Source organism: Acidovorax sp. FG42 (assembly GCF_057809195.1).
In genome coordinates, this window is record NZ_JBMDJM010000015.1 from 57,013 (window position 1) to 80,966 (window position 23,954).

At 65.9% G+C, this 23,954-nt stretch carries 22 protein-coding genes; 17 read left to right on the plus strand and 5 right to left on the minus strand.

Going from position 1 to position 23,954, the window contains the following annotated elements; all coding sequences use genetic code 11:
• Positions 1-260: 260 nt before the first annotated feature.
• Genes ACODSM_RS15980 through ACODSM_RS15990 form a run of 3 tightly spaced genes read right to left on the minus strand, consistent with a single transcriptional unit; the run spans position 261 to position 2,826 of the window.
• A complete protein-coding gene (locus tag ACODSM_RS15980; RefSeq protein WP_422847278.1) occupies positions 261-689 on the minus strand; it encodes an RNA-binding S4 domain-containing protein in 429 nt (142 codons plus the stop codon).
• Entirely contained in the window at positions 686-2,146 is a 1,461-nt protein-coding gene (locus tag ACODSM_RS15985) for a sensor histidine kinase (RefSeq protein ID WP_488806003.1), read from the minus strand. Before ACODSM_RS15985 ends, ACODSM_RS15980 begins: the two co-directional genes overlap by 4 nt.
• On the minus strand, positions 2,143-2,826 hold the full coding sequence (locus tag ACODSM_RS15990; RefSeq protein WP_488806005.1) for a response regulator: 684 nt from the start codon (positions 2,824-2,826) through the stop codon (positions 2,143-2,145). Before ACODSM_RS15990 ends, ACODSM_RS15985 begins: the two co-directional genes overlap by 4 nt.
• Positions 2,827-2,955: 129 nt before the next feature.
• Between ACODSM_RS15990 and ACODSM_RS15995 the strand changes: the two genes are divergently transcribed.
• From ACODSM_RS15995 to ACODSM_RS16060, 14 genes are all read left to right on the plus strand, one after another.
• Entirely contained in the window at positions 2,956-3,915 is a 960-nt protein-coding gene (locus ACODSM_RS15995; RefSeq protein ID WP_015014956.1) for a Bug family tripartite tricarboxylate transporter substrate binding protein, read from the plus strand.
• A complete protein-coding gene (locus ACODSM_RS16000; RefSeq protein WP_110961057.1) occupies positions 3,915-4,436 on the plus strand; it encodes a tripartite tricarboxylate transporter TctB family protein in 522 nt (173 codons plus the stop codon). Before ACODSM_RS15995 ends, ACODSM_RS16000 begins: the two co-directional genes overlap by 1 nt.
• A 64-nt stretch (positions 4,437-4,500) precedes the next feature.
• A complete protein-coding gene (locus ACODSM_RS16005; protein ID WP_110961058.1) occupies positions 4,501-6,006 on the plus strand; it encodes a tripartite tricarboxylate transporter permease in 1,506 nt (501 codons plus the stop codon).
• Between the two features lie 202 nt (positions 6,007-6,208).
• The gene (locus ACODSM_RS16010) at positions 6,209-6,838 is read left to right on the plus strand and encodes a DUF2325 domain-containing protein (RefSeq protein ID WP_488806009.1); all 630 of its coding nucleotides are present in this window, start codon (positions 6,209-6,211) and stop codon (positions 6,836-6,838) included.
• A 134-nt stretch (positions 6,839-6,972) separates the two neighbouring features.
• Positions 6,973-8,484: a sigma-54 interaction domain-containing protein gene (locus ACODSM_RS16015; RefSeq protein WP_291447584.1), complete on the plus strand. Its 1,512-nt coding sequence runs from the start codon at positions 6,973-6,975 to the stop codon at positions 8,482-8,484.
• 151 nt (positions 8,485-8,635) lie between these two features.
• A complete protein-coding gene (locus tag ACODSM_RS16020) occupies positions 8,636-9,829 on the plus strand; it encodes a substrate-binding domain-containing protein (protein ID WP_116747498.1) in 1,194 nt (397 codons plus the stop codon).
• Between the two features lie 163 nt (positions 9,830-9,992).
• A complete protein-coding gene (locus ACODSM_RS16025; protein ID WP_488806012.1) occupies positions 9,993-11,477 on the plus strand; it encodes an extracellular catalytic domain type 2 short-chain-length polyhydroxyalkanoate depolymerase in 1,485 nt (494 codons plus the stop codon).
• Positions 11,478-11,559: 82 nt separating this feature from the next.
• Positions 11,560-12,342 carry an ABC transporter ATP-binding protein gene (locus tag ACODSM_RS16030; protein ID WP_015014949.1) on the plus strand — a complete coding sequence of 261 codons (783 nt, stop codon included), beginning with the start codon at positions 11,560-11,562 and terminating at the stop codon, positions 12,340-12,342.
• Entirely contained in the window at positions 12,339-13,076 is a 738-nt protein-coding gene (locus tag ACODSM_RS16035) for an ABC transporter ATP-binding protein (protein ID WP_060986967.1), read from the plus strand. The genes ACODSM_RS16030 and ACODSM_RS16035 overlap by 4 nt, the downstream gene beginning before the upstream one ends.
• Positions 13,077-13,191: 115 nt before the next feature.
• The gene (locus ACODSM_RS16040) at positions 13,192-14,178 is read left to right on the plus strand and encodes a branched-chain amino acid ABC transporter permease (protein WP_488806015.1); all 987 of its coding nucleotides are present in this window, start codon (positions 13,192-13,194) and stop codon (positions 14,176-14,178) included.
• Between the two features lie 16 nt (positions 14,179-14,194).
• The gene (locus tag ACODSM_RS16045; RefSeq protein ID WP_060986968.1) at positions 14,195-15,268 is read left to right on the plus strand and encodes a branched-chain amino acid ABC transporter permease; all 1,074 of its coding nucleotides are present in this window, start codon (positions 14,195-14,197) and stop codon (positions 15,266-15,268) included.
• A gap of 93 nt (positions 15,269-15,361) precedes the next feature.
• Positions 15,362-17,518 carry a D-(-)-3-hydroxybutyrate oligomer hydrolase gene (locus tag ACODSM_RS16050; RefSeq protein WP_488806017.1) on the plus strand — a complete coding sequence of 719 codons (2,157 nt, stop codon included), beginning with the start codon at positions 15,362-15,364 and terminating at the stop codon, positions 17,516-17,518.
• Between the two features lie 98 nt (positions 17,519-17,616).
• Positions 17,617-18,783, plus strand: a complete 1,167-nt coding sequence (locus ACODSM_RS16055) for an ABC transporter substrate-binding protein (protein WP_488806019.1) — start codon at positions 17,617-17,619, stop codon at positions 18,781-18,783.
• 175 nt (positions 18,784-18,958) lie between these two features.
• Positions 18,959-19,834, plus strand: a complete 876-nt coding sequence (locus ACODSM_RS16060; RefSeq protein ID WP_488806021.1) for an alpha/beta fold hydrolase — start codon at positions 18,959-18,961, stop codon at positions 19,832-19,834.
• Between the two features lie 47 nt (positions 19,835-19,881).
• On the opposite strand, the gene ACODSM_RS16065 is transcribed toward ACODSM_RS16060, so the two are convergent.
• Both ACODSM_RS16065 and ACODSM_RS16070 read right to left on the minus strand, forming a co-directional pair.
• Entirely contained in the window at positions 19,882-20,133 is a 252-nt protein-coding gene (locus tag ACODSM_RS16065; RefSeq protein ID WP_015014942.1) for a DUF2789 family protein, read from the minus strand.
• Between the two features lie 249 nt (positions 20,134-20,382).
• Positions 20,383-20,625 (minus strand): glutaredoxin family protein, encoded by a 243-nt coding sequence (locus ACODSM_RS16070; RefSeq protein ID WP_295940833.1) that lies wholly within the window; start codon positions 20,623-20,625, stop codon positions 20,383-20,385.
• 116 nt (positions 20,626-20,741) lie between these two features.
• Between ACODSM_RS16070 and ACODSM_RS16075 the strand changes: the two genes are divergently transcribed.
• The 3 genes from ACODSM_RS16075 to ACODSM_RS16085 are packed head-to-tail and all read left to right on the plus strand — an operon-like array spanning position 20,742 to position 23,954.
• Positions 20,742-21,308 (plus strand): lipocalin family protein, encoded by a 567-nt coding sequence (locus ACODSM_RS16075; protein WP_488806024.1) that lies wholly within the window; start codon positions 20,742-20,744, stop codon positions 21,306-21,308.
• Positions 21,305-22,339, plus strand: coding sequence for an NAD(P)/FAD-dependent oxidoreductase (locus ACODSM_RS16080; RefSeq protein ID WP_488806026.1), 1,035 nt, complete (start codon positions 21,305-21,307; stop codon positions 22,337-22,339). Before ACODSM_RS16075 ends, ACODSM_RS16080 begins: the two co-directional genes overlap by 4 nt.
• Before the next feature lie 43 nt (positions 22,340-22,382).
• On the plus strand, positions 22,383-23,954 hold the full coding sequence (locus tag ACODSM_RS16085; RefSeq protein WP_488806028.1) for an FAD-binding domain-containing protein: 1,572 nt from the start codon (positions 22,383-22,385) through the stop codon (positions 23,952-23,954).

Sequence of the window (23,954 nt, forward strand, 5' to 3'; positions counted from 1 at the left end):
ATAATTGATCCGATTGAATCGGATTTGACTGGACTGATTTGGACTTTGAGATCGATTGATTTTCTGGAAAACCTATATAAATCAGCGGTCTAGGTGTTGTGCTTGGACTGATTTGGACTTTGTTGGAAGTTCGGCGGACGGACTCCGTTTCCGCCAAGATAAGCCCCAGGTGCTCAAGCACTTGGGGCTTTTTCTTTGGCGCTTTCTGCCGCCTCGTTCCCGCAGGCATCGCCTGCGAACTGTCAGGCTCCTCGCGCAGGTCACTCGTCGATGGAGGCGCTCCATCGGCTGCCCCAATCGTTTCCTTTGTGGACCTTGTCGATCTCGCGGCGGTCGCGTTTGGTGGGGCGGCCTTCTTGCAATGTGGCGGCGGGCTCGGGGGCCAGGCGGCGCATTTCCGCTGCTTTTTCGCGGGCGGCGATGCTGTCAGGGGTTTCCTCATACAGCTGCTGGGCCACAGGCGCGGGGCCCCGGGCGCCGCTCAGGCCCCGCACGAGCACGGTGCGTGCCACGGGCCCTTGGCGCAGCGCCACGGTGTCGCCGCAGCGCAGGTCGCGGGCAGGTTTGGCCAGTTGACCATTGACGGTGACCCGGCCTTTGCCGATTTCTTCCGTGGCGAGGCTGCGGGTTTTGTAAAAGCGGGCGCACCAGAGCCATTTGTCCAGCCGCATCGTCTCCATCGTGTTCATGGGTGAGATTGTGCCGCTTGCGCCGTCGGCGCGCTGTCAGTCAGGGGCGCAGGCAGTGGCAGGCGGACGACGGCGTCCAGCCCGGTCACCTTGTGGCCCTGGACCCGGTTGGTCAGCGCGATGCTGCCTTCCAGGGCCTGCACGATCTCATGGCAGATGGCCAGGCCCAGGCCACTGCCGGTGCGCACATCACCCGCCGAGAAGGGCTGGAACAGACGGGCCGCCAGTTCGTCATCAATACCCGGACCGTGGTCGCTGATGGTGAGCGCCACATGCCGTCCGTCGCTGCGCAGGTCCACGGTCAGCTCGCTGCCCGGTGGTGCGTGCCGCACGGCGTTATGCAGCAGGTTGCGGCTCAGCTCGCGCAGCATCCATTCGTGCGATTGCACCAGAGCGGGCTCGGTGTGGATGCCGAAGTCGAGGTCGCGCTGGGCGATGAGGGGCGAGATTTCCAGCGCCACTGCGCGCAGGACCTCGTCGAACCGGGTAGCGGGCGGCGCGCTTTGCTGGCGCAGTTGCTCCACCTTGGCCAGGGCCAGCATCTGGTTGGCCAGCAGCGTGGCGCGGTCCACGGTGTCGCTGATTTCGTGCAGGGCTTGCTGTGGCTCCACATCGCCGTGCAGGGCGGACTGCACCTGCGTCTTGAGCACGGCCAGCGGCGTGCGCAACTGGTGCGATGCGTCGCGCACAAAGCGCTTCTGGTGCCGCAGCAGGTGGCGCAGGCGCTGCATGACCTCGTTGGTTGCGTCCACTAGCGGTTGCAGCTCGCGCGGGGCCAGGGGGGCGGCAATGGGGCTCAGATCGCCTTCGCGCCGGGCCTGCAGCTGCTGGCTGAGCTGGCGAACGGGCTGGGTGGCGCGCTGCACCACCAGCACCACGGTGAAGGCGATCACCGCGATCAGCAGAGCCTGGCGCAGCAGGGTGTTGCGCAGGATCTGAAGGGCCAGGGTTTCGCGCACTTCCAGCGTCTCGGCCACCTGGATCACCGCCATAGCCCGCCCCTGGGAGCTGGCCACCGGCTGCAGCAGCACGGCGACGCGCACATCGCGGTCGCGAAAGCGGTCGTCGTAAAAGTCCACCAAGGCCGCATAGGGCGGGCGGGCAGGGATGCTGCCGTGCCACATCGGTAGGTCTTCAAAGCCCGACACCATCTCGCCCTTCAGGGTCGAGACGCGGTAGAACATCTGGCTCTGGTTGTCGGCTTCAAAGGCCTCCAGCGCGGAATACGGCACGATGGCGCGCAGCTGCGCCTCCTCGTCAAAACCCTTCACATCCAGCTGTTCGCTGATGCTCTTGGCAGATGCCAGCAGGGTGCGATCGTAGGCCGTGTTGAGGGATGCCAGTGTCTGGTGGTACAGACTCCAGGTGTTGAAGCCGATGAACAGCACCACCGGCAGCAAGATGCCCAGCAGCAGGCGCCGCCTTAGCGAGTGGTGGCGCACGCCTTTGGGGCTCATGTGTCGGCCCGCAGCAGGTAGCCCAGGCCGCGCAGCGTCATCAACGTCAGGCCCGTGCCTGCCAGCTTTTTGCGCAGCCGGTACACCACGACCTCGATGGCTTCGTATTGCACGTCCAGCTGGCCCGGAAACACCAGCTCATACAGCCGTTCCTTGGTCACCGCATGGCCGGGCTGGGCCAGCAGGGCGTGCATCAAAGCGAGCTCGCGCGGCGTGAGCTCCATCACCTCGCCGTGGAGGTACAGGGCGCCGCTGTCCTTGTCGTAGCGGATGGCGCCGATCTGCACGGTGCTGGGGGCGAGGGGCGCCACTGCGGGGTCTGCGCTGCGGCGCACCAGGGCGCGCAGACGGGCCTCCAGTTCGTCCAGGTCAAAAGGTTTTGGCAGGTAGTCGTCGGCTCCGGCGTTCAGGCCCATCACCCGGTCGCCGACGGTGCCGCGCGCTGTCAGGATGAGCACAGGGGTGCGCAGGCCGCGCGACCGGGCCTGCTGCAGCACTTGCAGGCCGTCCAGGCCGGGCAGGGTCAGGTCCAGGATGACGGCATCGGGCTGCAGCGCGGTCCACTGGCTGAGCGCCGCGCGCCCGTCGCCCACGGCTGTGACCTCAATGCCGCGCCGGGTCAGCGCGCGGTGCAGCGTGGCCTGCATGGTGGGGTCGTCTTCTACAAGGAGCAATTGCATGCGCGGCACCATAGCACCGTCTCGTCGGGCCCCGCGCATGAGTGTTTTCCCTGAGTCTGAGGACAGCCGTTTGACAGGCAGCGCGCGCATCATCGGGCGGTTCGCAAACCTTATCAGGAGACAGACACCATGCGTCGCGATACCTTTCTGAAATCCCTGGCCGCCTTGGCCGCAGCGGGTGCGCTGCCCGTCTCGGCCCAGACGGCATCTGCCATCAAGATGATGATCCCCGCCAACCCGGGGGGAGGCTGGGACACCACCGGTCGCGCGTTGGGCAAGGCAATGCAGGACGCAGGGGTTGCCAGCTCGGTCACCTATGACAACAAGGGCGGTGCCGCCGGCGCGATCGGTCTGGCGCAGTTCGTCAACGGCAGCAAGGGCGACCCGAATGCCGTGATGGTGATGGGTGCGGTGATGCTGGGCGGCATCATCACAGGCAAGCCCCCGGTGGGCCTGGACAAGGTCACGCCGCTGGCACGCCTGACCAGCGAATACAACGTGTTCGTGCTGCCTTCCAACTCGCCTTTCAAGTCGATGAAGGACGTGGTGGACCAGCTCAAGAAGGACCCCGGTAGCGTGAAATGGGGTGGCGGCTCGCGCGGCTCCACCGAGCACATCGCAGCCGCCATGATTGCCCGTGAAGTGGGCGTGGACCCGGCCAAGATCAACTATGTGGCGTTCCGTGGGGGCGGCGAGGCAACTGCCGCCATCCTGGGCGGCAACGTCACCATCGGCGGCAGCGGCTACAGCGAGTTTGCCGAGTACATCGCTGCGGGCAAGATGCGGGCCATCGGGGTCACGTCCGGCAAGCGCCTCAAGGGCGTCGAGGTGCCCACGCTCAAGGAGCAGGGCATCAACGTCGAGATCGGCAACTGGCGCGGTGTGTACGGTGCTCCCGGTATCGACAAGGCCCAGCGCGATGCACTGATCGCCTCCATCGAGAAGGCCACGAAGAGCAAGGCCTGGAGCGAGGCGCTGGCAAAGAACGACTGGACCCCCGCATGGATGGCTGGCGATGCGTTTGCCAGCTTCGTGGACCAGGAATTCGCCAGCCTGCGCGCCACCATGGTCAAGTCCGGGATGGTGTGATGACTGAAGGCAGCACCATTCCATCGCCGCGCGCGCAGACCATCGTCGGCGCCGGTGTGCTGCTGGTGGCCGGAGGCATGGCCTTCGGCGCCTTGCAGATTTCCGGCGAGGCCGGTTACGGCGGCGTCGGCCCCAACTTTCTGCCGTGGCTGTGTACCGTGGTGCTGGCCATTTGCGGCGCGTGGCTGGTGTGGGAGGCACGCACTGGCGGTTACCGCGAGATGGCCGAAGCCAGCGGGCACCCCAAGGCCGACATCGGCTCTTTCGTGTGGGTGTCTGCGGGCCTTCTGGTCAACGCCGCATTGATCGGCACCGTGGGCTTCATCGTGAGCTGCACGATCTGCTACGTGCTGGCCGTGCAAGGCCTTCGCCGCGCAGCACGGCAGCCCCAAGCCGGCTCCGTCGGCACGTGGGTGAAGGATGTGCTGACCGGGCTGGCGATCTCGGCGCCCGTGTTCTGGGCCTTCACGCAGTTTCTCGCCATCAACCTGCCGGGCCTCACGGGAACGGGCTGGCTGTAAGGCCTCCGCCTCCTCTGCCGCAGCCCGGCAAGACCCCTGACAACAACATCAAGAAGAGGTTCTGATGGAAATCTTTGATGCGCTTCTGGCGGGCTTTGCCACCGCCATCACGCCAGCCAACCTGCTGTGGGCGCTGGTGGGCTGTGCCCTCGGGACGGCCGTGGGCGTGCTGCCTGGCATCGGGCCCGCCGTGGCTGTGGCCATGTTGCTGCCCATCACCGCCAAGGTCGAGGTTACGGCCTCGATGATCTTTTTTGCCGGTATCTACTACGGCGCCATGTATGGAGGGTCCACCACGTCGATCCTGCTGAACACGCCCGGGGAGACGGCGAGTATGGTGACCGCGATGGAGGGCAACAAGATGGCCAAGAGTGGCCGCGCCGGTGCGGCGCTGGCAACCTCGGCGATTGGCTCCTTCGTGGCGGGCACCATTGCCACGGTGGTCGTGACGCTGTTCGCACCGGGCGTGGCGGAATTTGCCGTCAAGCTGGGGCCGCCGGAATACTTCATGCTGATGGTGCTGGCCTTCACCACTGTCAGCGCGGTGCTCGGCCAGAGCGCGTTGCGCGGCATGACAGCCCTCTTTGTGGGGCTGGCGCTGGGCTGCGTAGGCATGGACCAGATCTCTGGTGCCGCGCGCTACACCGCAGGCCAGATGGAGTTGCTGGACGGCATCGACATCGTTCTGGTGGCCGTGGGTCTGTTTGCCGTGGCGGAGGTGCTCTACGCTGCCATTTACGAAGGCAGTGTGAACGAGACGCAGAACAAGATGAGCCGTGTGCACATGACCGCACGGGACTGGAAACGGTCCTGGCCCGCGTGGCTGCGCGGTACGCTCATCGGCACACCGTTTGGCTGTATCCCTGCGGGCGGCACCGAGATCCCCACCTTCCTCAGCTACGCCACCGAGAAGAAGCTGGCCAAGGGCGAGGACAAGGCCGAGTTTGGGGGCAAGGGCGCCATTGAAGGCGTGGCCGGTCCTGAGGCGGCGAACAACGCCACCGTGACGGCTGCGCTGATTCCGCTGCTGACGCTGGGCATTCCTACCAGCAACACCACGGCCGTGCTGCTGGGCGCATTCCAGAACTACGGCATCAACCCGGGCCCGCAGCTGTTCACCAGCTCGGCGGCACTGGTGTGGGCGCTGATCGCCTCGCTGTACATCGGCAACATCATGCTGCTGGTGCTCAACCTGCCGATGGTGGGTCTGTGGGTCAAGCTGCTGAAGGTGCCGCGTCCGCAGCTGTACGCAGGCATCCTGATCTTCGCCACGGTGGGCGCCTACGGCATGCGCCAGAGCGCGTTCGACCTGTTCCTGCTGTACGCCATCGGCATTCTGGGGGTGGTGATGCGCCGGTTTGACTTCCCGACCGCGCCGGTGGTGGTGGGCATGATCCTGGGCCCCTTGGCCGAGGCGCAGATGCGCAATGCCGTGGCGCTGGGCGAGGGCAGCTGGTGGATCTTCCTGCAGCGCCCGATGTCGCTGACTCTGGTGTTGATCGTGACTCTGGTGCTGGTGGTTCCACGCGTGATGCGCCGCATGGCGGCACGCAAGCTGGCGTCTTCATAGAGACCCCTGCGTCTGCGCAATCGCGGCGCACGCTGCACGTAAAAAAACCGCGCTCCAGGGCGCGGTTTTTTGTTTTCAGCTCGGGTTGTCGTGGCAAGCCTGGCACCGGGCTGTAGATCCCGAGCCTCCCCACCAGGAGACTTGCTCAACGGGGCTGGATGATAACATAAAATGAGAATAATTCTTATTTGCAAGGTGGTGCATGGATTCACTTCCCCAGGAATTTATGGCGTTGTGCCGGCAGTGGGGTGAGGCGCAGCAACGGTGCAGCAAGCTGGTGGCCGCCCAAGCCGTGCAACTGGAAGCGCTGTCGGCGGAGGTGTTGCGCTTGCGTGCTGCTGTGATCATTCGGGACACGCGCCTCGCGTGGGCGCAGGATGCCCTGGCACAGTGGCAGGCAGCTCAGCCGGGCCTGCCGCGGCGACAGTCCATGGCCCGCCATATCGGCGTGCTGGCGGAACGCATCACTGCCTTGTCGCGCGAGTGCCTGCGATGGAAGCTGGCCGCATCGGCGCCGAGTGCGTCGTCTCAAGCCACTGCAACACCCCAGGGCGTGCACCCATGCACAGAGGTGGCTGTCGAGGAGGACGCGCCAGCCATCAGCGACGCAGCACTGCATACCAGCCTGGCGGCCGCAGACTGGGTGATTTGCCAGACCGGCTGCATCAGCCATGACCAGTACTGGCGGGTGCAGGACCATTGCCGCCGCACCGGCAAGACCTGTATCCTCATGGACCAGCCCCTGGCGGCACAGCCGATGCAGCCGCCATCCGTCGTGGTGCTGCACTGGGGGCGTGCCGAAGAGCGTCAGGCGGCTGACAAGATGCTGTAAATGCCTGATGCGCAGATAAATCATGCCTTGAATGCTACAAATAGAGTAGCGTATCGCTGAGGGCTACGCGCTGTGCTGCCGGTGACCGTGGCTGGGAAACGGATCCGCGTGCACCTCCGCGCTACCATCCGCCCATGCCCCTTCTCACCGATGACGCCCCCGCCTTGCCGCTGGATGCCCAGGGCATTCTGGAACTGGCGGCGCGCTCCATGTTCCAGCTGTTCTCCAGCGTCAGCCAGGGCATGTTCCTGGTGGACCGCAGCGGGCGCATCGTGTGGGTGAATGAAGGGTATCAACGCTTTCTGCCGGACCTGGGTTTTTCGTCGGTGGACCAGTTCGTCGGCCGCACGGTGGAAGAGGTGATCCCCAACACCCAGATGCGCCGCGTGCTGGAAACCGGCCAGCCCGTGCTGATCGACCTGCTCACCAACAAGGCGGGTACCTTTGTGGTCAGCCGCATCCCGCTGCGTGACGATGCCGACCGCGTGATCGGTGCCATCGGCATCGTGCTGTTCGACCACCCTGAGACCACGCTGCAGCCCCTCATCAGCAAGTTTGCGCTGCTGCAGCGCGACCTGGACGACGCCCGGCGCGAGCTGGCCAGCCAGCGCCGCCGCAGCCTCGCGGTGGCGGGCGATGGCGAGCGGCGGTCCAAGTACACCTTTGCCAGCTTCATCGGCTCCAGCCCTGCGGCGGCCGAGGTCAAGCGCCAGGCGCGCCGTGCCGCGCAGTCCACCAGCCCCGTGCTGCTGCTGGGCGAGACGGGCACCGGCAAAGAGCTGCTGGCCCACGCCATCCACGCCGCATCGAGCCGCGCCAGCGGCCCGTTTGTGAGCGTGAACATCGCCGCCGTGCCCGACACGCTGCTCGAAGCGGAGTTCTTTGGCGTGGCGCCGGGCGCCTACACCGGCGCTGACCGCAAGGGCCGCGACGGCAAGTTCAAGCTGGCCGACGGCGGCACGCTGTTCCTCGACGAAATCGGCGACATGCCGCAGAGCCTGCAGGCCAAGCTGCTGCGCGCATTGCAAGAGGGCGAGATCGAGCCGCTGGGCAGCAACAAGCTTGTGCCCTTCAACGTGCGCATCCTGGCCGCCACCTCGCGCGACCTGGCCGCGCTGGTGCGCGAGGGCAAGTTTCGCGAGGACTTGTTCTACCGCCTGCATGTGTTGCCCGTGCGCGTGCCGCCGCTGCGCGTGCGACGCAGCGACATTCCTGCGTTGGTCGAAGCCCTGGGCGAAGACCTGGCCCTGCGCAACGGCACCGCGCCTCCCGAGCTGCTGCCGGACGCCATGGCCCTGCTGGCGGGCCAACCCTGGCGCGGCAACATCCGCGAGCTGCGCAATGTGCTGGAGCAGGCGGTCATGCGCAGCGACTCCCAGTCCATCGACGCCGCGCAGCTGGAGCGCATCCTGCGCGAGGCCGGCGTGGAGCCCGCCGCCCCCGCCCCGGTGCAGGACCCGGGCCACGCCGCCGACGCCGATGACGAAAGCCGCTACCTGCGCCCGCTTGCCGAACAGGTGGCCGAGCTGGAGCGCAAGGCCATCGCGGCTGCGCTCAAAGCCCATGGCGGCAACAAGCTGGCCACTGCGCGGCAGCTGGGCATCTCACGCGCCACGCTCTACGGACGTCTGGAAAACCCTGAATAAATTTCAGGCAAATGTCTGAATTTCAGACATTTATTATGTATTAAATTCAGGCAGTGTCGCTGAGGTGTCAGCAAAAGTATCTTTGAAATCAAGCACTTGGATGCTGGCACAGACTGTGCAATAAAGAAGCATCACAACAGGAGACATCGCCATGCAACGTCGCACTCTGGTCGCCCTCGCTTCCGCAGCCGTTACCGCCGCCACACTTTCTGCCCCCGCGTTCGCGCAGACCGGTGAAATCCGCATTGCCCACATCTACAGCAAGACGGGCCCGCTGGAAGCCTACGGCAAGCAGACCCAGACCGGCCTGATGATGGGCCTGAACTACGCCACCGGCGGCAGCATGACCGTCAATGGCAAGAAGCTCGTCGTGATCGAGAAGGACGACCAGGGCAAGCCCGACCTGGGCAAGAGCCTGCTGGCCTCCGCCTACTCGGACGACAAGGCCGACATCGCCGTCGGCCCCACCTCCAGCGGCGTGGCCCTGGCCCTGTTGCCCGTGGCCGAGGAATACAAGAAGATCCTGCTGGTGGAGCCCGCCGTGGCCGACGCCATCACCGGCGACAAGTGGAACAAGTACATCTTCCGCACTGGCCGCAACAGCAGCCAGGACGCCATCTCCAACGCCGTGGCCATCGACAAGGCCGGCGTCACGGTAGCCACGCTGGCGCAGGACTACGCTTTTGGCCGCGACGGTGTGAAGGCCTTCAAGGACGCACTGAAGAACGCCAAGCTGGTGCACGAGGAATACCTGCCCACCACCACCACCGACTTCACCGCCGGTGCCCAGCGCCTGATCGACAAGCTCAAGGACGTGCCCGGACGCAAGGTCATCTTCATCATCTGGGCCGGTGCCGGCAACCCGTTCAAGATCGCTGACATGGACTTGAAGCGCTATGGCATCGAGATCGCCACCGGCGGCAACATCCTGCCCGCCATGGCTGCGTACAAGAACTTCCCCGGCATGGAAGGCGCCACGTACTACTACTTTGGCATCCCCAAGAACCCCGTGAACGAAGCCATGGTGGCCGCGCACTACAAGGAGTTCAAGACCCCGCCAGACTTCTTCACGGCCGGTGGCTTCAGCTCTGCCATGGCACTGGTCACGGCCCTCAAGGCCACGAACGGCGACACCAACACCAACAAGCTCATCAAGACCATGGAGGGCATGAGCTTCGAGACCCCCAAGGGCAAGATGACCTTCCGCAAGGAAGACCACCAGGCCATGCAGAGCATGTACCACTTCAAGATCAAGGTGGACCCGGCCTTTGCCTGGGGCGTGCCCGAGCTGGTGCGCGAGATCAAGCCTGAAGAGATGCAAGTTCCGATTCGCAACAAGCGATAAACGGTTTGCGTGGCCCCGCTGGCTGGCGATTGTTCAGCCCAGCGGGGATTCATCCTCGCGGGGGCGGCCGCCCCTTTTTTTCCAGTGAATTGATGCATGAACCCCTGGGTGTACACGGGGGCTGGGTCGGTTTTTCTCAAAAATTATTTGGAGACAAGACAACATGGCTTTCAATTTCATCCGGGCGGCTGCGGCAGGGGCTGCGATGGCACTCTGTGGCGTGGGCAGTGTTCACGCTGCCGTCAACCTGCCAGCACTCAAGATCGACAAGACACAGACGACGGTATCGGGCCTGTCCTCGGGCGGCTTCATGGCCGTGCAACTGCACGTGGCGTACTCGGCCACGTTTGCCAAGGGTGCGGGCGTGGTGGCCGGCGGCCCGTTCTATTGCGCCGAAGGGTCTATCGTCAACGCCACGGGGCGCTGCATGGCCAGCCCTGCAGGCATCCCCACCAGCACGCTGGTCAGCACCACCAACACCTGGGCCAGTCAGGGAGTCATCGACCCCGTGGCCAACCTGCAAAACTCCAAGGTCTACCTGTTCTCGGGAACGCTCGACAGCGTGGTCAAAACCGGGGTGATGGACGCGCTGCGCACCTACTACAACAGCTTCGTGCCCGCCGCCAACGTGGTCTACAAGAAGGACATTGCGGCAGAACACGCGATGGTGACGGACGACTACGGCAACGCCTGCTCCACCAAGGGCGCGCCCTACATCAGCGACTGCAACTTCGACCTGGCCGGCGCCATGCTGCAGCACCTGTACGGCACGCTGAACGCCCGCAACAACGCCACCCTGCCCACCGGCAATTACATCGAGTTCAACCAGAGCGAATTCATCACCAACCACGGCATGGCCACCACGGGCTGGGCCTATGTGCCCCAGGCCTGCCAGGCGGGCGGCACGGCCACCTGCAAGCTGCACGTGGTGCTGCATGGCTGCAAGCAGAACATCAGCGACGTGCAGCAGCAGTACGTGCGCAACACCGGCTACAACCGCTGGGCCGACACCAACAACATCGTGATGCTGTACCCGCAGACCAGCACAGCAGCCACCAACAGCTGCTGGGACTGGTGGGGCTATGACAGCGCCAACTACTCCAAGAAGTCCGGCCCGCAAATGGCGGCCATCAAGGCCATGGTGGACCGCGTTTCCAGCGGCACGGGTGGCACCACGCCCCCCGACCCTGTAGCCCTGCCAGCCCCCACGGGCGTGAGCACCTCGGGCGCCACGGCCAGCAGCATGGCCATCGGCTGGGCCGCCGTCACGGGCGCGGCCAGCTACAACGTGTACCGCAACGCCAACAAGGTCAACGCGCTGCCCGTGACTGCCACCAGCTACACCGACACCGGCCTGGCTGCCTCCACCACCTACAGCTGGACGGTGCGCGCCGCCGACGCCAACGGGGCCGAAGGCGCCACATCGGCCGCTGCATCGGGCACCACGCTGGCCGCATCGGGCGGCGGCACGGCCACCTGCACCACGGCCAGCAACTATGCACACACCCTGGCCGGGCGGGCCTATGCCGCCGGGGGCTACACCTATGCGCTGGGCTCCAACCAGAACATGGGTTTGTGGAACGTATTTGTGACCAACACGCTGAAGCAGACCAGCACCAACTACTACGTGATCGGCACCTGCCCCTAAAGTGCCGGGGCGCGCTGCCGCAGGGCAGGGCGCCCCACCCATTCCATCGATTGACTCAGACCGTGAAAGTGAACCCCCACCCATGAGCACCTTGGCTACCAAGGACTTGACCATCCGCTTCGGCGGCCATGTGGCGGTCAACGGCGTGACCTGCTCTTTCGAGCCTGGCACGCTGACCGCCATCGTGGGCCCCAACGGCGCGGGCAAGACCACCTACTTCAACCTGATTTCGGGGCAACTCAAGGCCACCAGCGGCAGCGTGATGCTGGGCGGGCAGGACCTCACGGGCCAGTCCGTCTCGGCACGTACGCACGCGGGCCTGGGCCGGGCGTTCCAGCTCACCAACCTGTTCCCTAACCTCAGCGTGCTGGAGAACGTGCGCCTGGCCGTGCAGGCCACACAAGAGGGCAAGCACCGCCGGGGCATGAACCTGTGGAGCATCTGGAGCGACCACAACGCGCTGACCCAGCGCGCCCGGGTGATCCTGCAGGCCGTGGCCATGACCGACCGGGCCGACACGCCCGTGGCCAGCCTGCCGCATGGCGACCAGCGCAAGCTCGAAGTGGCACTGCTCATGGCGCTGGAGCCGCAGGTCTACATGTTCGACGAGCCCACGGCTGGCATGAGCCATGACGAGGCGCCCGTGATCCTGAACCTGATCCGCGAGCTGAAGAAGGACAAGACCAAGATCATCCTGCTGGTGGAGCACAAGATGGACGTGGTGCGCGAGCTGGCCGACCGCATCATCGTGCTGACCAACGGCACGTTGGTGGCCGACGGCCCACCGGCCGAGGTGATTGCATCGCCCGTGGTGCAAGAGGCTTACCTGGGCGTCTCCAAGGACGCAGAGAAGGAGGCCGCATGAGCACGACGCCAACGACCAACCTGCTCGAACTCAAGGGTGTGCACACCCACATCGGTGCGTACCACATCCTGCACGGTGTGGATCTGGCCGTGCCCAAGGGCCAGCTCACCATGCTGCTGGGCCGCAACGGCGCGGGCAAGACGACCACGCTGCGCACCATCATGGGCCTGTGGCATGCGTCGAAGGGCTCCATCCACTTTGGCGGCAAAGACATCACGGCGATGAACACCCCCGCCATCGCGGGCATGAACATCGCCTATGTGCCCGAGAACATGGGCATCTTTGCCGACCTCACGGTGAAGGAAAACATGCTGCTGGCCGCGCGCAGTGCGCGCAACGCCGCGCAGATGGACGAGGCGCGGCTGCAGTGGATCTTCAAGCTCTTCCCCGCCGTGGAGAAGTTCTGGAACCACCCCGCCGGCAAGCTCAGCGGCGGCCAGAAGCAGATGGTGGCCGTGAGCCGCGCCATCGTCGAGCCGCGCGATCTGCTCATCGTCGATGAGCCCAGTAAGGGCCTCGCGCCCGCCATCATCAACAACATGATCGATGCGTTCGACCAGCTCAAGAAGAGCGGCGTGACCATCCTGCTCGTCGAGCAGAACATCAACTTTGCCAAGCGGCTGGGTGACACCGTGGCCGTGATGGACAACGGCCAGGTGGTGCATGCGGGCAGCATGGCCGCGCTGGCGCAAGACGAAGAACTGCAGCGCTCGCTGCTGGGGTTGGCGCTATGACTTGTATGAGCAATTTCAGGTGTTTTCGGGCGGTAGCGCAGGTATCTATTGCCGTGGAAGCTATTAAATATGTAGCTGATGTGCGTGGTGCGGCAGTGGCTGCTGGAGGTCGGGCATGAACATCACCCGCGATTTCGACTGGAAGCCCCTGGCGCTGGTGCCGGCGCTGGCGCTGCTGGTGCTGCCCTTCATCGGCTCGCCCAGTACCTGGCTCACGCTCACGGTGGCGGGGCTGGCCATGGGCATGATCATCTTCATCATCGCCTCGGGCCTCACGCTGGTGTTCGGGCTGATGGACGTGCTGAACTTCGGCCATGGCGTGTTCATTGCACTGGGCGCCTTTGTGGCCACCAGCGTGCTGGGTGCCATGGGCGACTACACCCAGAGCGCCGAGCTGTGGCGCAACCTGATGGCCGTGCTGCCCGCCATGGTGGTGGCCATGGCCGTAGCAGGCGCCGTGGGCCTGGCATTCGAGCGTTTCATCGTGCGCCCCGTGTACGGCCAGCACCTGAAGCAGATTCTCATCACCATGGGCGGCATGATCATTGGTGAAGAACTCATCAAGGTCATCTGGGGGCCTGCGCAGATCCCGCTGCCGCTGCCCGAGGGCATGCGCGGCTCGCTGCTGGTGGGCGATGCGGCCATCGAAAAGTACCGCCTGGTGGCGGTGGCCGTGGGCCTGCTGGTGTTTGGTGTGCTGGCCTGGACGCTGTCGCGCACCAAGGTCGGCCTGCTGATCCGCGCGGGTGTGCAGGACCGCGAGATGGTCGAAAGCCTGGGCTACCGCATCCGCCGCCTGTTTGTGGGCGTGTTCGTGGTGGGCTCGGCTTTGGCGGGCCTGGGCGGCGTGATGTGGGGTCTGTACCAGCAGAACGTGGTCCCCCAGATGGGCGCGCAGGTCAACGTGCTGATCTTCATCGTGATCATCATCGGCGGCCTGGGCAGCACGGGCGGCGCGCTCATCGGCGCGCTGCTGGTGGGGCTGATGGCCAACTACACCGGCTTCCTGGTGCCCAAGGTGGCGCTGTTCTCCAACATCGCGTTGATGGTGGCCATTCTCTTGTGGCGTCCGCAGGGCGTCTATCCCGTGGCCAACCGCTGATGAGGAGCCGACTGACATGCTGAACCGACTTCTCTCTGGCGACTATCCGCGCAGCAAGGTGCTGGCGGTGATTCTGGTGGCCATCTTTCTGGGCCTGGCGTTCGCGCCGTTCCTCTTTCCGGGTGTCAAGGCGCTGTCCGTGGCAGCCAAGGTGCTGATCTTTGTGGTGCTGGTCGCCAGCTTCGATCTGCTCTTGGGTTACACCGGCATCGTGAGCTTTGCGCACACCATGTTCTTTGGCATCGGGGCCTACGGCATTGCCGTGGCCACCACCCGTATGGGGCCCACGTGGTCGGCGTTGCTGGTGGGGCTGGCAGGCGCGCTGGTGCTCTCGCTGCTGCTGTCGCTGGCGGTGGGGCTGTTCTCGCTGCGCGTGCGGGCCATCTTCTTTGCCATGATCACGCTGGCCGTGGCCGCCGCGTTCCAGACGCTGGCCTCACAGCTGTCGGACATCACTGGCGGCGAAGACGGCCTGACCTTCAAGGTGCCCGAGTTCCTGTCGCCCAGTTTCGAGCCGTTTGACGACCCCTTCCTGGGGGTGAGCATCGACGGGCGGCTGATCTGCTACTACCTGCTCTTCGTCACGGCTGTGGCGCTGGTGCTGGCGCTGCTGCGCATCGTCAACTCGCCCTTCGGCCGCGTGCTGCAGGCCATCCGCGAGAACGAGTTCCGCGCCGAGGCCATTGGCTACCGCGTGGTGGTGTACCGCACCACGTCCAGCGTGCTGTCGGCGCTGTTTGCCACCATGGCGGGTGCCATGCTGGCGCTCTGGCTGCGCTACAACGGGCCGGATACGTCCCTGAGCTTTGAAATCATGATGGACTGCCTGCTCATCGTGGTGATCGGCGGCATGGGCACCATCTATGGCTCGGCCATTGGCGCCGTGCTCTTCCTGGTGGCGCAAAGCTACCTGCAGGATCTGCTGCGCCTGGGCAGCGAGGCCGCCTCAGGCCTGCCCTGGCTGTCTGCGCTGCTGTCGCCTGACCGCTGGCTGTTGTGGCTGGGCGTGCTGTTCGTTCTGTCTGTTTACTACTTCCCCACCGGTGTGGTGGGGCGCCTGCGCGCGGCAGCTGCGCGCAAGGTGGGGTGAGTGGCCCGGCCGCGCCGGGTGACTGGCGTGGCCTGGGTGTGTGGGTGAGCTGTGCAACAAAGACGCAAAGAAAAAACTCCAGGAGACAAGCACATGAAGATCAGCATGAAGAACCCGCGTTTTCGTCCCTTTTCTCGTCCGTTCGTTCCCGCAGTGCTCGCCGCTGCGGTGTTGGCTGCCTGCGGCGGCAGTGATGGCGACAGCGCCGCACTCAACACCAAGCCCGCCTACCTGGGCGCCATCAGCGAGATCACGTACGACGGCACCAGCAACGACCTGCTGACGGCTGGCCTGGGCGCCACGGGGCTGGCGGCGGCCGTGCCACCGGCTTATGCCGACCCGCTCAAGCCCACTGCGGCCGAGCTGCGCCGCACGGCCATCCACACCAACTACCGCGCCATGCTCGACATGACGGCGGCCGGTGGCTACGGCACGCTCTACGGCCCCAATGTGGATGCACAGGGCAAGGTCACCACCAGCGAAGGCAAGGTGGCAGGCACTGAGTACATCGCGTTTGCCGACGACGGCACAGGCCGCAAGAACGTCACCCTCATGGTGCAGGTGCCTGCCAGCTTCGACCCCAAGAAGCCTTGCATGATCACCGCGACGGCATCGGGCTCGCGCGGTGTATACGGCGGCATCTCCACCGGCGAGTGGGGCCTGAAGAAGGGCTGCGCCGTGGCGTACTCTGACAAGGGCACGGGCGGTGCTCCGCACGACCTGCAGAACGACACCGTGCCGCTGATGGACGGTACCCGCACCACGGCCGTCGCAGCGGGCAAGGCGGCAGCCTTCAACGCGGGCCTCACGGCCACCGAGCTGGCCGCCTTCAACACCGCTACGCCCAATCGCTTTGCCTTCAAGCACGCCCACTCGGGCCAGAACTCTGAAAAGGATTGGGGCACCACCACCTTGCAGGCGGTGGAGTTTGGCTACTACGTGCTCAACCAACGTTATGGCGCCACCGATGCAGCGGGCCAGCGTCTCAAGACGCTGACCCCGGCCAACACCATCGTCATCGCATCCAGCATCTCCAACGGTGGCGGTTCAGCGATTGCTGCGGCCGAGCTGGACACGCAGGGCCTCATCAGCGGCGTGGCCGTGTCCGAGCCTGCCATCGAGATGCCTGCCAACCCCGGTGTCACCGTGCGCCGTGGCAGTGCTGAGGTGGCCGTCACCGGCAAGACGCTGGTGGACTTCACGACCTACGCCAATCTGTACCAGGCCTGCGCATCGCTCGCGCCCTCGGTCAGCACCAGCCCCTACGCAGCCGCTTTTGCAGCGGGCTTCGGCAGTGCGGCCCTGCCGATTGCGCCCAATCGCTGTGCGTCGCTCAAGGCGGCAGGCCTGCTCACGGCCTCCACCACGGCCACCCAGGCCGAAGAGGCTTTGCAAAAGCTGCGCGCCTACGGCTGGGAGCCGGAGTCCAACGACCTGCATGCGTCGCTGGCTGCGTTTGAAGTCGCTCCGGCGGTCGCCGTCACCTTCGCCAACAGCCTGTCGCGCGCCAGCGTCAAGGACCACCTGTGCGGCTTCAGCTACGCGGCCACGGCGGCTACAGGCGCGGTGACAACACTGGCACCCGCAGCGCTCGCTGGCATGTTTGCCACGGGCAATGGCGTGCCCCCATCGGGCGGTATCAATCTGGTCAACAACCTGGGCAAGCTGGGCCCGGCACGCGACTTCCTGTCGGTGTCGGACGCGGGTGTGGCCGACTGGAACCTGAGCGGTGCGCTGTGCCTGCGCAACCTTGTCACCGGCAACGATGCCGCCGCCAAGAAGCTGCAGGCCGGTGTAGACGAAACCCGCCGCAACGGCAACCTGCGTGGCAAGCCTGCCGTCATCGTGCATGGCCGTGCGGATGCGTTGCTGCCCGTCAGCCACACCTCGCGCCCCTACGCCGCACTGAACAAGAAGGTCGAAGGCGCCGCCAGCAAGCTCAGCTATGTGGAAGTAGCCAACGCCCAGCACTTCGACAGCTTCATCGGCCTGCCCACCGTGCTGCCGGGTTATGACAGCCGCTATGTGCCCCTGCACGTGTACTTGAACCACGCACTCGACGCCGTGTACGACCACCTCGCCAACGGCAAGGCATTGCCCGCCAGCCAGGTGGTGCGCACGGTGCCACGTGGCGGCACACCGGGCAGCGCACCGGCCATCACCGCAGCTAACGTGCCGCCGCTGGCCACCACGCCCGCTGCCGCCAACGCCATTGCCATCACGGCGGGCGCCATCTCCATCCCTGACTGACCAGGACGCTGAACGACCTCTGTGGAAGCCCGGGGCCCGTGCACTGCAGGTGCATGCCCCGGGCCATTCCAGGCGCAGTCATCACAAGGACGGAAGCAATGAACACTGTGAAGAGTTGGGTAGGCCGCGTGTCGGCCACCCTGCGGTGGGGTGGACCGATGGCGTTGGCACTGGTCGTGGGGGCGCTGGCCCCCGCGCGGGCCGCCGAGGTGGTGGTGGGGCAGGTGGCCCCGCTGTCGGGCGTGCTGGCCAGCACCGGCGCGCAGATGGTGCTGGGCGGCAAGATTTACTTTGACTGGGTCAATGCACAAGGCGGCGTGCACGGCGCCAGCATTCGCCAGGCGGTGGCCGACGATGGTTACAAGGTCGCAGACACGGTGACCCGCACCCGCGAGCTGCTGGCCAAGCCCGAAGTGGTGGCCCTGTACGGCTTTGCGGGCACGGCCAACATCACCCAGCTGCTGGCCGATGGCGTGCTGGAGCAGGGCGGCGCCGCACTGGTGGCGCCGTACACGGGGGGCGAGTCGCTGCGCAACCCGTTCAACCGGTGGATCTTTCATGTGCGTGCCGGTTATGCCGACGAAACCGAGCACATGGTGCAGCAGCTCACCACGCTGGGCATGAATCGTGTGGCCGTGATGTACCAGGACGACGGCTTTGGCAAGGCAGGCCTGGCGGGGGTGGAGACTGCGCTGGCCAAGCGTGGCCTCAAGCTCGTGGTGTCTGCGGGCTACGAGCGCAATACCGACAAGGTGGACGACGCCGTCAAGGCCATCAAGGCCGCCGATGTGCACGCGGTCATCATGATTGCGGTGAACAAGCCTGCGGCGGCCTTCATCCAGCGCTACCGCGAGCAGGGCGGCGGCGCGCAGCTGTACAACATCTCGGTGGTGGACCCGACGGAGCTGGTCAAGCTCGCGGGCCTCAAGAACGCGCACGGCCTGGGCATCAGCCAGGTGGTGCCGTACCCCTACCGCCCGCAACTGCCCGTGGTGCGCGAGTACCAGACGTTGCTGAAGAAGTACGCGCCTGAGGCCGAGGTCAACTACACCAGCTTCGAGCAGTTTTTGGGCGCCAAGGTGCTGGTCGAGGCCCTGCGCCGCGCCGGGCCTGCGCCCACCCGCGCCAAGGTGGTGAAGGCGCTGGAGTCATTGCAAAGCTATGACCTCGGCGGCATCACGCTGGGCTATTCGCCCACCAACCGCATCGGCTCGCGCTATGTCGAGGTTACCGTCATCGGCAGCAACGGCCGCCTCATGAAATGAGCGCGGCTCAAAAAACTCTCCTGGCGTCGTTGTTGCGTCTTGCCGTACTTTCCGTACTGTCTGCGACGCAACGCCTAGCCAGGACCGCTTCGCTGAGTTTTGTGAGCCGCTACCCGTCCACAGGTTGTTTTGTCCGCAGCCTGCATCTATCCACCGACTCACAAGGTTGACCACCATGACTCCGTTATCGCGCTACACCACCTGCGCTGGCTATGAAATCCATTACATGGAGTGGGGCGCGCCGGATGCCCCGGTGGTGATCGCGTGGCACGGGCTGGCGCGCACCGGCCGCGACATGGACCCGCTGGCCGCCCACCTGGCATCGCGCTACCGCGTGATCTGTCCCGACACATTGGGACGGGGCCTGAGCCAGTGGGCGCGCGCCCCGCAAGACGAGTACCGCCTGTCGTTCTACGCGCGCATTGCGGCCGACCTCTTTGACCAGCTGGGGATTGAGAAAGCGCACTGGGTGGGCACATCGATGGGCGGGGCCATCGGTACGGTGTGTGCGTCGGGTTTGTTCGAGCCGCAGCTCAAGGGCTGCATCCAGAGCCTGCTGCTGAACGACAACGCCCCGCGCCTGGCCGATGCCGCGCTGGAGCGCATCAAGGCCTATGCAGGCCATCCGCCTGCATTCGACACGGTGAAGGAGCTGGAGGCGTTCTTTCGGCAGGTATACAAGCCGTACGGCTGGCTCAGCGATGAGCAGTGGCGCCTGCTCACCGAGAGCAGCACCCGCCGCCTGCCAGACGGCCGTGTCACGCCGCATTACGACCCCGCCATGGTGCAGCAGTTCACCCACCACACCAACGACTACCTGATCTGGGACCACTACGACGCGCTCGACATTCCCGTGTTGTGCCTGCGCGGGGCCGAGTCCGATCTGGTGTTGCCAGACGTCACGGCCGAAATGTTGACCCGGGGCCCGGGATCACGTGGCCAGGCGCAGGTGGTGGAGGTGGCCGGCTGCGGCCATGCCCCGGCGCTCAATGTGCCCGAGCACTACGCGCTGGTGGACGGGTTTCTGGCCAGTGCGCAACGTGGGCAATAACACGTTTGCCCGTTCGCCCGTTCGCATACCCGCCCGCGCCGAGGCCGTCAGCGTGGCACACCGGGCCCGCAGCCCAAGGCCTGGCTCAGCTGCTCGGCAGGGATGGCCCAGTCGGCATCCGCCGCAATCGCCTCGCGCAAGAACTTGGCCTGGGCGGGCGACCACACCGCCACGTCCGGCAGCGTGAAATTGACAGCCGTCGTGCGGTGCGTTGCGATGAACGTGGTCATCGACGCCTCGTCGGACGGCAGTCCCAGTTGGTCAAACAGGTCGGACATGGTGTGAATACCGGTTTCCATGGGTGCATCCTTGGTGTGTGGGGTGAAGATCGATCACGCGGCGGCTATCGCCCGCCTCCGTGGCCCAAGCGCTATTGCAGCATGGGCCGGCCCGGCGGAATGTAGGACGGTCTCGGAGTTGTTGGGCTGTCTCCACGCCGCTGAAGAACCTGTTCAAAGGCATAAGGCACATGAGGGGAGCTGGCCCACAGCCAATGCCAGCACCGCAGCCGCCACGCTGCAGCTGCTGCCGGGGGCTGGCCCGGGCCTTCAGAGGCCCAGTTGTGCCAGCGCAGCTTGCAGGCCAGCCAGCCCGCCCACACGCTGATCGTTGATGAAAATCTGCGGCATCTGCCGCACCGAGGGGCCGCACTTGGCATAAAACGCCAGGCGCTCGGCCTCGTCATCGATCTTGATTTCTTCGTAAGGCAGCGAGCGGGATTTGAGGAGCATCTTGGCCGACTCGCACTGCGGGCAGGCGGACTTGGAGTACACGGTGATTTGAAGGGTCATGGTGCGAGTTTACGGGGCGTGGAACGGGCGCCTTGGCAAGGCAACTCACGGCCCCGCACCCCGACGTGGGTGGAGTGGTTTACCATTCGGTTTGTTTTGTGACTGATTGGTAATTTATGTCCTTGCTATTCCCTTGGGTGCGCCGTTCTGTGCTGCTGCTGTCCACAGCTCTGGTGCTCGCGTTGGTCGGTTGCTCCTCCAGCACTCCGCCCTCCGGCATCACCCCCGTCACGCCATTTGACCTGGCGCGGTACGAGGGCCGCTGGTACGAGGTGGCCCGGCTCGACCACTCTTTTGAACGTGGCATGACCGACGTGAGCGCTACGTACCAGCGCCAGAGCGACGGCAGCGTGCGTGTGTTGAACCGGGGTTTTGACGTTGGCAAGAACGACTGGCGGCAGGCCGAAGGCAAGGCCAAGTTCACCGGCGATACCAACACGGCGTCGCTCAAGGTCTCGTTCTTTGGCCCGTTCTACGGCGGCTACCACGTGGCCGCGCTCGATGCCGACTACCAATGGGCGCTGGTGGTGGGGCCAGACCGCAGTTACTGCTGGATTCTGTCGCGCACCAAGCAGTTGGCCCCTGCCGTTCGCGAGCAGCTCATCGCCCGCGCCCAGGCACTGGGCATTGATACGCAGGCCCTCATCTGGGTGACCCACGACCGCACCGATCCGCAGCCATGAGCGCATCCAACAAAACACTCCCTATCGCTGTCATCGGTGCAGGCCTGGCGGGCCTGTCTTGCGCACAGGCCCTGCTGCAGGCAGGGCACGCCGTGCATGTGTTCGACAAGAGCCGGGGCCCCTCGGGCCGCATGAGCACGCGCCGCGCTGAAGACGAGGCAGGTCCTTGGCAGTGCGACCACGGCGCGCAGTACTTCACCGCACGCGATCCGCAGTTCCGCGCTGAAGTCGCCCGCTGGCAGCAGGCTGGTGTCGCCGCTCTGTGGGACGCACGCATGGCCAGCTTTGACGGCACAGCGTGGACCACGCCCGCCACCGCACTGGAGCGCTTTGTGGGCACCCCGCGCATGACTTCGCCTGCCGGGTGGCTGGTGCAGGGCCTGCAGCAGGCGGGCGACCGGGCGCTGGCGCAATGGCAAACCACGGCGCAAAAGCTGGAGCGTCATGCCGATGGCTGGGCCATCACCTCGGCCGAACACGGCCTGCACGCGCAGCGCTACAGCGCCGTGCTGCTGGCCGTGCCCGCCCCGCAAGCCGTGCCCTTGCTGCAACCTGTGGCTGCCACAGGCGCCGCCGTGGCCACCAGCGCACGCATGCGCGGTAGCTGGGCGGTGATGATGCGTTGCCACGAACCCGTGGCCTTGGCGTGGGACGGTGCCTTCATCAACACCGGCCCGCTGCGCTGGGTGGCGCGCGACAGCAGCAAGCCCGGCCGCACAGCCCCCGCGGGCACGGAGACATGGTTGTTGCACGCCAGCCCCGAGTGGAGCGATGCCCATATTGAAGACGCTGCCGATAGCGTGACCGCCACCTTGCTCGCCGCCTTCCGGGCACTGGGCGGCCCCGCACCTACGCAGGTGCAAGCCACGGCCCACCGCTGGCGCTATGCCGACACCGAGCCTGCCCTCACGCTGGGCTACTGGTGGGATGCTGACGCGCAGCTGGGCATGTGCGGCGACTGGATCAGCGGCGGCAAGGTCGAGGGCGCATGGCTCAGCGGCCAGTCGCTGGCCCGCGCCGTGGCGGGCTGATCGCGGGCTGACGGGGCCAGAGCGGCGCAGGGCAAAGCAGGGCATGAGCTACACCGTCGTCTGGTTCAAACGCGACTTGCGCGTGCATGACCACGCGCCGCTGCACCATGCCGCCACCCAGGGCCCGGTGCTGTGTCTGTATGTGATTGAGCCCAGCCTGTGGGCGCAGCCCGATGCGGCCCTGCAGCATTACCACTTTGTGCAAGAAAGCTTGCACGACCTGGCCCAGGCCCTGCAGCGGCGCGGCGCCACGCTGCAGGTGGCCGTGGGCGAGGTGGTGGACATGCTGGCCCGCCTGCACGCGCTGGCTCCCTTCCACACCCTGGTGGCCCATGAGGAAACGGGCAACGCCCACACCTACGCCCGCGACCAGGCCGTGGGACGTTGGTGCCGCGCGCAGGGCGTGGCCTGGCGCGAATGGCCCCAGCACGGCGTGGTGCGCCGCCTGCGCTCGCGCGACGAGTGGCACCAGCACTGGCAAGCCTTCATGCATACGCCCGTGGTGCCCGCCCCCGCAGCAGGTGCACTGCAAAGCCGCACGCTGCCGTGGCCCGCACAGCCCTGGCCCAGCGGGGCCGCGCTGGGCTTGGCTGAGCACGACCCACCCCAGCGCCAGCGCGGGGGGCGCAAAGAAGGCCTGCGCGTGCTGCAAGACTTTTTGGCGGAGCGCAGCCAGGGCTACCGGGGCGGCATTTCGTCGCCGCTGACTGCGCCCAGCGCCTGCTCGCGCCTGTCGCCCTACCTGGCCTTGGGTTGCCTGGGCATGCGCGAGGTGGTGCAGGCCACCCAGCGGCGCCAGCAGCAACTCAAGGCCAGCACCGACTTTGGAGCTGCGTGGCAGCGCAAAGGCTTGACGGCCTTCATGAGCCGCCTGCACTGGCATTGCCATTTCATCCAGAAGCTTGAATCGGAACCCGCGCTGGAGCACCACAACCTGCACCGGGGCTACAACGGCCTGCGCGAAGCGGAATGGAACCCCGCTCACTTCGAGGCCCTGGTCGCAGGGCGCACCGGCTGGCCCATGGTGGATGCCTGCGTGGCCATGTTGCGCGAGACGGGGTGGATCAACTTTCGCATGCGGGCCATGTTGGTGTCGGTGGCCTCGTACCCGCTGTGGCTGCACTGGCGGCCGGTGGGGGAGTGGCTGGCCCGCCAGTTTCTGGACTACGAGCCGGGCATTCACTGGAGCCAGATGCAAATGCAGGCGGGCACCACCGGCATCAACACCACCCGCGTCTACAACCCCATCAAGCAGGCGCAAGACCATGACCCGTACGGCCACTTTGTGCGCCAGTGGCTGCCCGCGTTGCGCCGCGTGCCCGATGCCTGGCTGCTGGGGCCCTGGCGCATGCCGCACGATGTGCAGGCCCGCTGCGGCGTGCGCGTGGGCCACGACATAGCCCTGCCGCTGGTGGAACTGGACACCGCCACCCGCACTGCCAAGGCCCGCGTGCACGGCCTGCGCGCCCAGCCCTCCGTGCGCGCCGCCCAGACCGCGATTGTGGAAAAACACGGCTCCCGCCAGTTTCGCGATGGCGGCAGCCCGCAGGCGCGTGCCCAGGCCCGCGCACGCAACGCCGTCCAGCACCCCCAGCAGCAAACCCTGGACTTTTGA

What these genes read in the sequence shown, in the direction of transcription:
- ACODSM_RS16035 (WP_060986967.1), top strand. Translation starts at nt 12,339, where the DNA reads ATGAGCACGACGCCAACGACCAACCTGCTCGAACTCAAGGGTGTGCAC.
- ACODSM_RS16010 (WP_488806009.1), top strand. Translation starts at nt 6,209, where the DNA reads ATGGATTCACTTCCCCAGGAATTTATGGCGTTGTGCCGGCAGTGGGGT.
- ACODSM_RS16005 (WP_110961058.1), top strand. Translation starts at nt 4,501, where the DNA reads ATGGAAATCTTTGATGCGCTTCTGGCGGGCTTTGCCACCGCCATCACG.
- ACODSM_RS16025 (WP_488806012.1), top strand. Translation starts at nt 9,993, where the DNA reads ATGGCTTTCAATTTCATCCGGGCGGCTGCGGCAGGGGCTGCGATGGCA.
- ACODSM_RS16075 (WP_488806024.1), top strand. Translation starts at nt 20,742, where the DNA reads ATGTCCTTGCTATTCCCTTGGGTGCGCCGTTCTGTGCTGCTGCTGTCC.
- ACODSM_RS16065 (WP_015014942.1), bottom strand. Translation starts at nt 20,133, where the DNA reads ATGGAAACCGGTATTCACACCATGTCCGACCTGTTTGACCAACTGGGA.
- ACODSM_RS16045 (WP_060986968.1), top strand. Translation starts at nt 14,195, where the DNA reads ATGCTGAACCGACTTCTCTCTGGCGACTATCCGCGCAGCAAGGTGCTG.
- ACODSM_RS15995 (WP_015014956.1), top strand. Translation starts at nt 2,956, where the DNA reads ATGCGTCGCGATACCTTTCTGAAATCCCTGGCCGCCTTGGCCGCAGCG.
- ACODSM_RS16030 (WP_015014949.1), top strand. Translation starts at nt 11,560, where the DNA reads ATGAGCACCTTGGCTACCAAGGACTTGACCATCCGCTTCGGCGGCCAT.
- ACODSM_RS16000 (WP_110961057.1), top strand. Translation starts at nt 3,915, where the DNA reads ATGACTGAAGGCAGCACCATTCCATCGCCGCGCGCGCAGACCATCGTC.
- ACODSM_RS15985 (WP_488806003.1), bottom strand. Translation starts at nt 2,146, where the DNA reads ATGAGCCCCAAAGGCGTGCGCCACCACTCGCTAAGGCGGCGCCTGCTG.
- ACODSM_RS15990 (WP_488806005.1), bottom strand. Translation starts at nt 2,826, where the DNA reads ATGCAATTGCTCCTTGTAGAAGACGACCCCACCATGCAGGCCACGCTG.
- ACODSM_RS16080 (WP_488806026.1), top strand. Translation starts at nt 21,305, where the DNA reads ATGAGCGCATCCAACAAAACACTCCCTATCGCTGTCATCGGTGCAGGC.
- ACODSM_RS16060 (WP_488806021.1), top strand. Translation starts at nt 18,959, where the DNA reads ATGACTCCGTTATCGCGCTACACCACCTGCGCTGGCTATGAAATCCAT.
- ACODSM_RS15980 (WP_422847278.1), bottom strand. Translation starts at nt 689, where the DNA reads ATGAACACGATGGAGACGATGCGGCTGGACAAATGGCTCTGGTGCGCC.
- ACODSM_RS16015 (WP_291447584.1), top strand. Translation starts at nt 6,973, where the DNA reads ATGCCCCTTCTCACCGATGACGCCCCCGCCTTGCCGCTGGATGCCCAG.
- ACODSM_RS16050 (WP_488806017.1), top strand. Translation starts at nt 15,362, where the DNA reads ATGAAGATCAGCATGAAGAACCCGCGTTTTCGTCCCTTTTCTCGTCCG.
- ACODSM_RS16070 (WP_295940833.1), bottom strand. Translation starts at nt 20,625, where the DNA reads ATGACCCTTCAAATCACCGTGTACTCCAAGTCCGCCTGCCCGCAGTGC.
- ACODSM_RS16040 (WP_488806015.1), top strand. Translation starts at nt 13,192, where the DNA reads ATGAACATCACCCGCGATTTCGACTGGAAGCCCCTGGCGCTGGTGCCG.
- ACODSM_RS16055 (WP_488806019.1), top strand. Translation starts at nt 17,617, where the DNA reads ATGAACACTGTGAAGAGTTGGGTAGGCCGCGTGTCGGCCACCCTGCGG.
- ACODSM_RS16085 (WP_488806028.1), top strand. Translation starts at nt 22,383, where the DNA reads ATGAGCTACACCGTCGTCTGGTTCAAACGCGACTTGCGCGTGCATGAC.
- ACODSM_RS16020 (WP_116747498.1), top strand. Translation starts at nt 8,636, where the DNA reads ATGCAACGTCGCACTCTGGTCGCCCTCGCTTCCGCAGCCGTTACCGCC.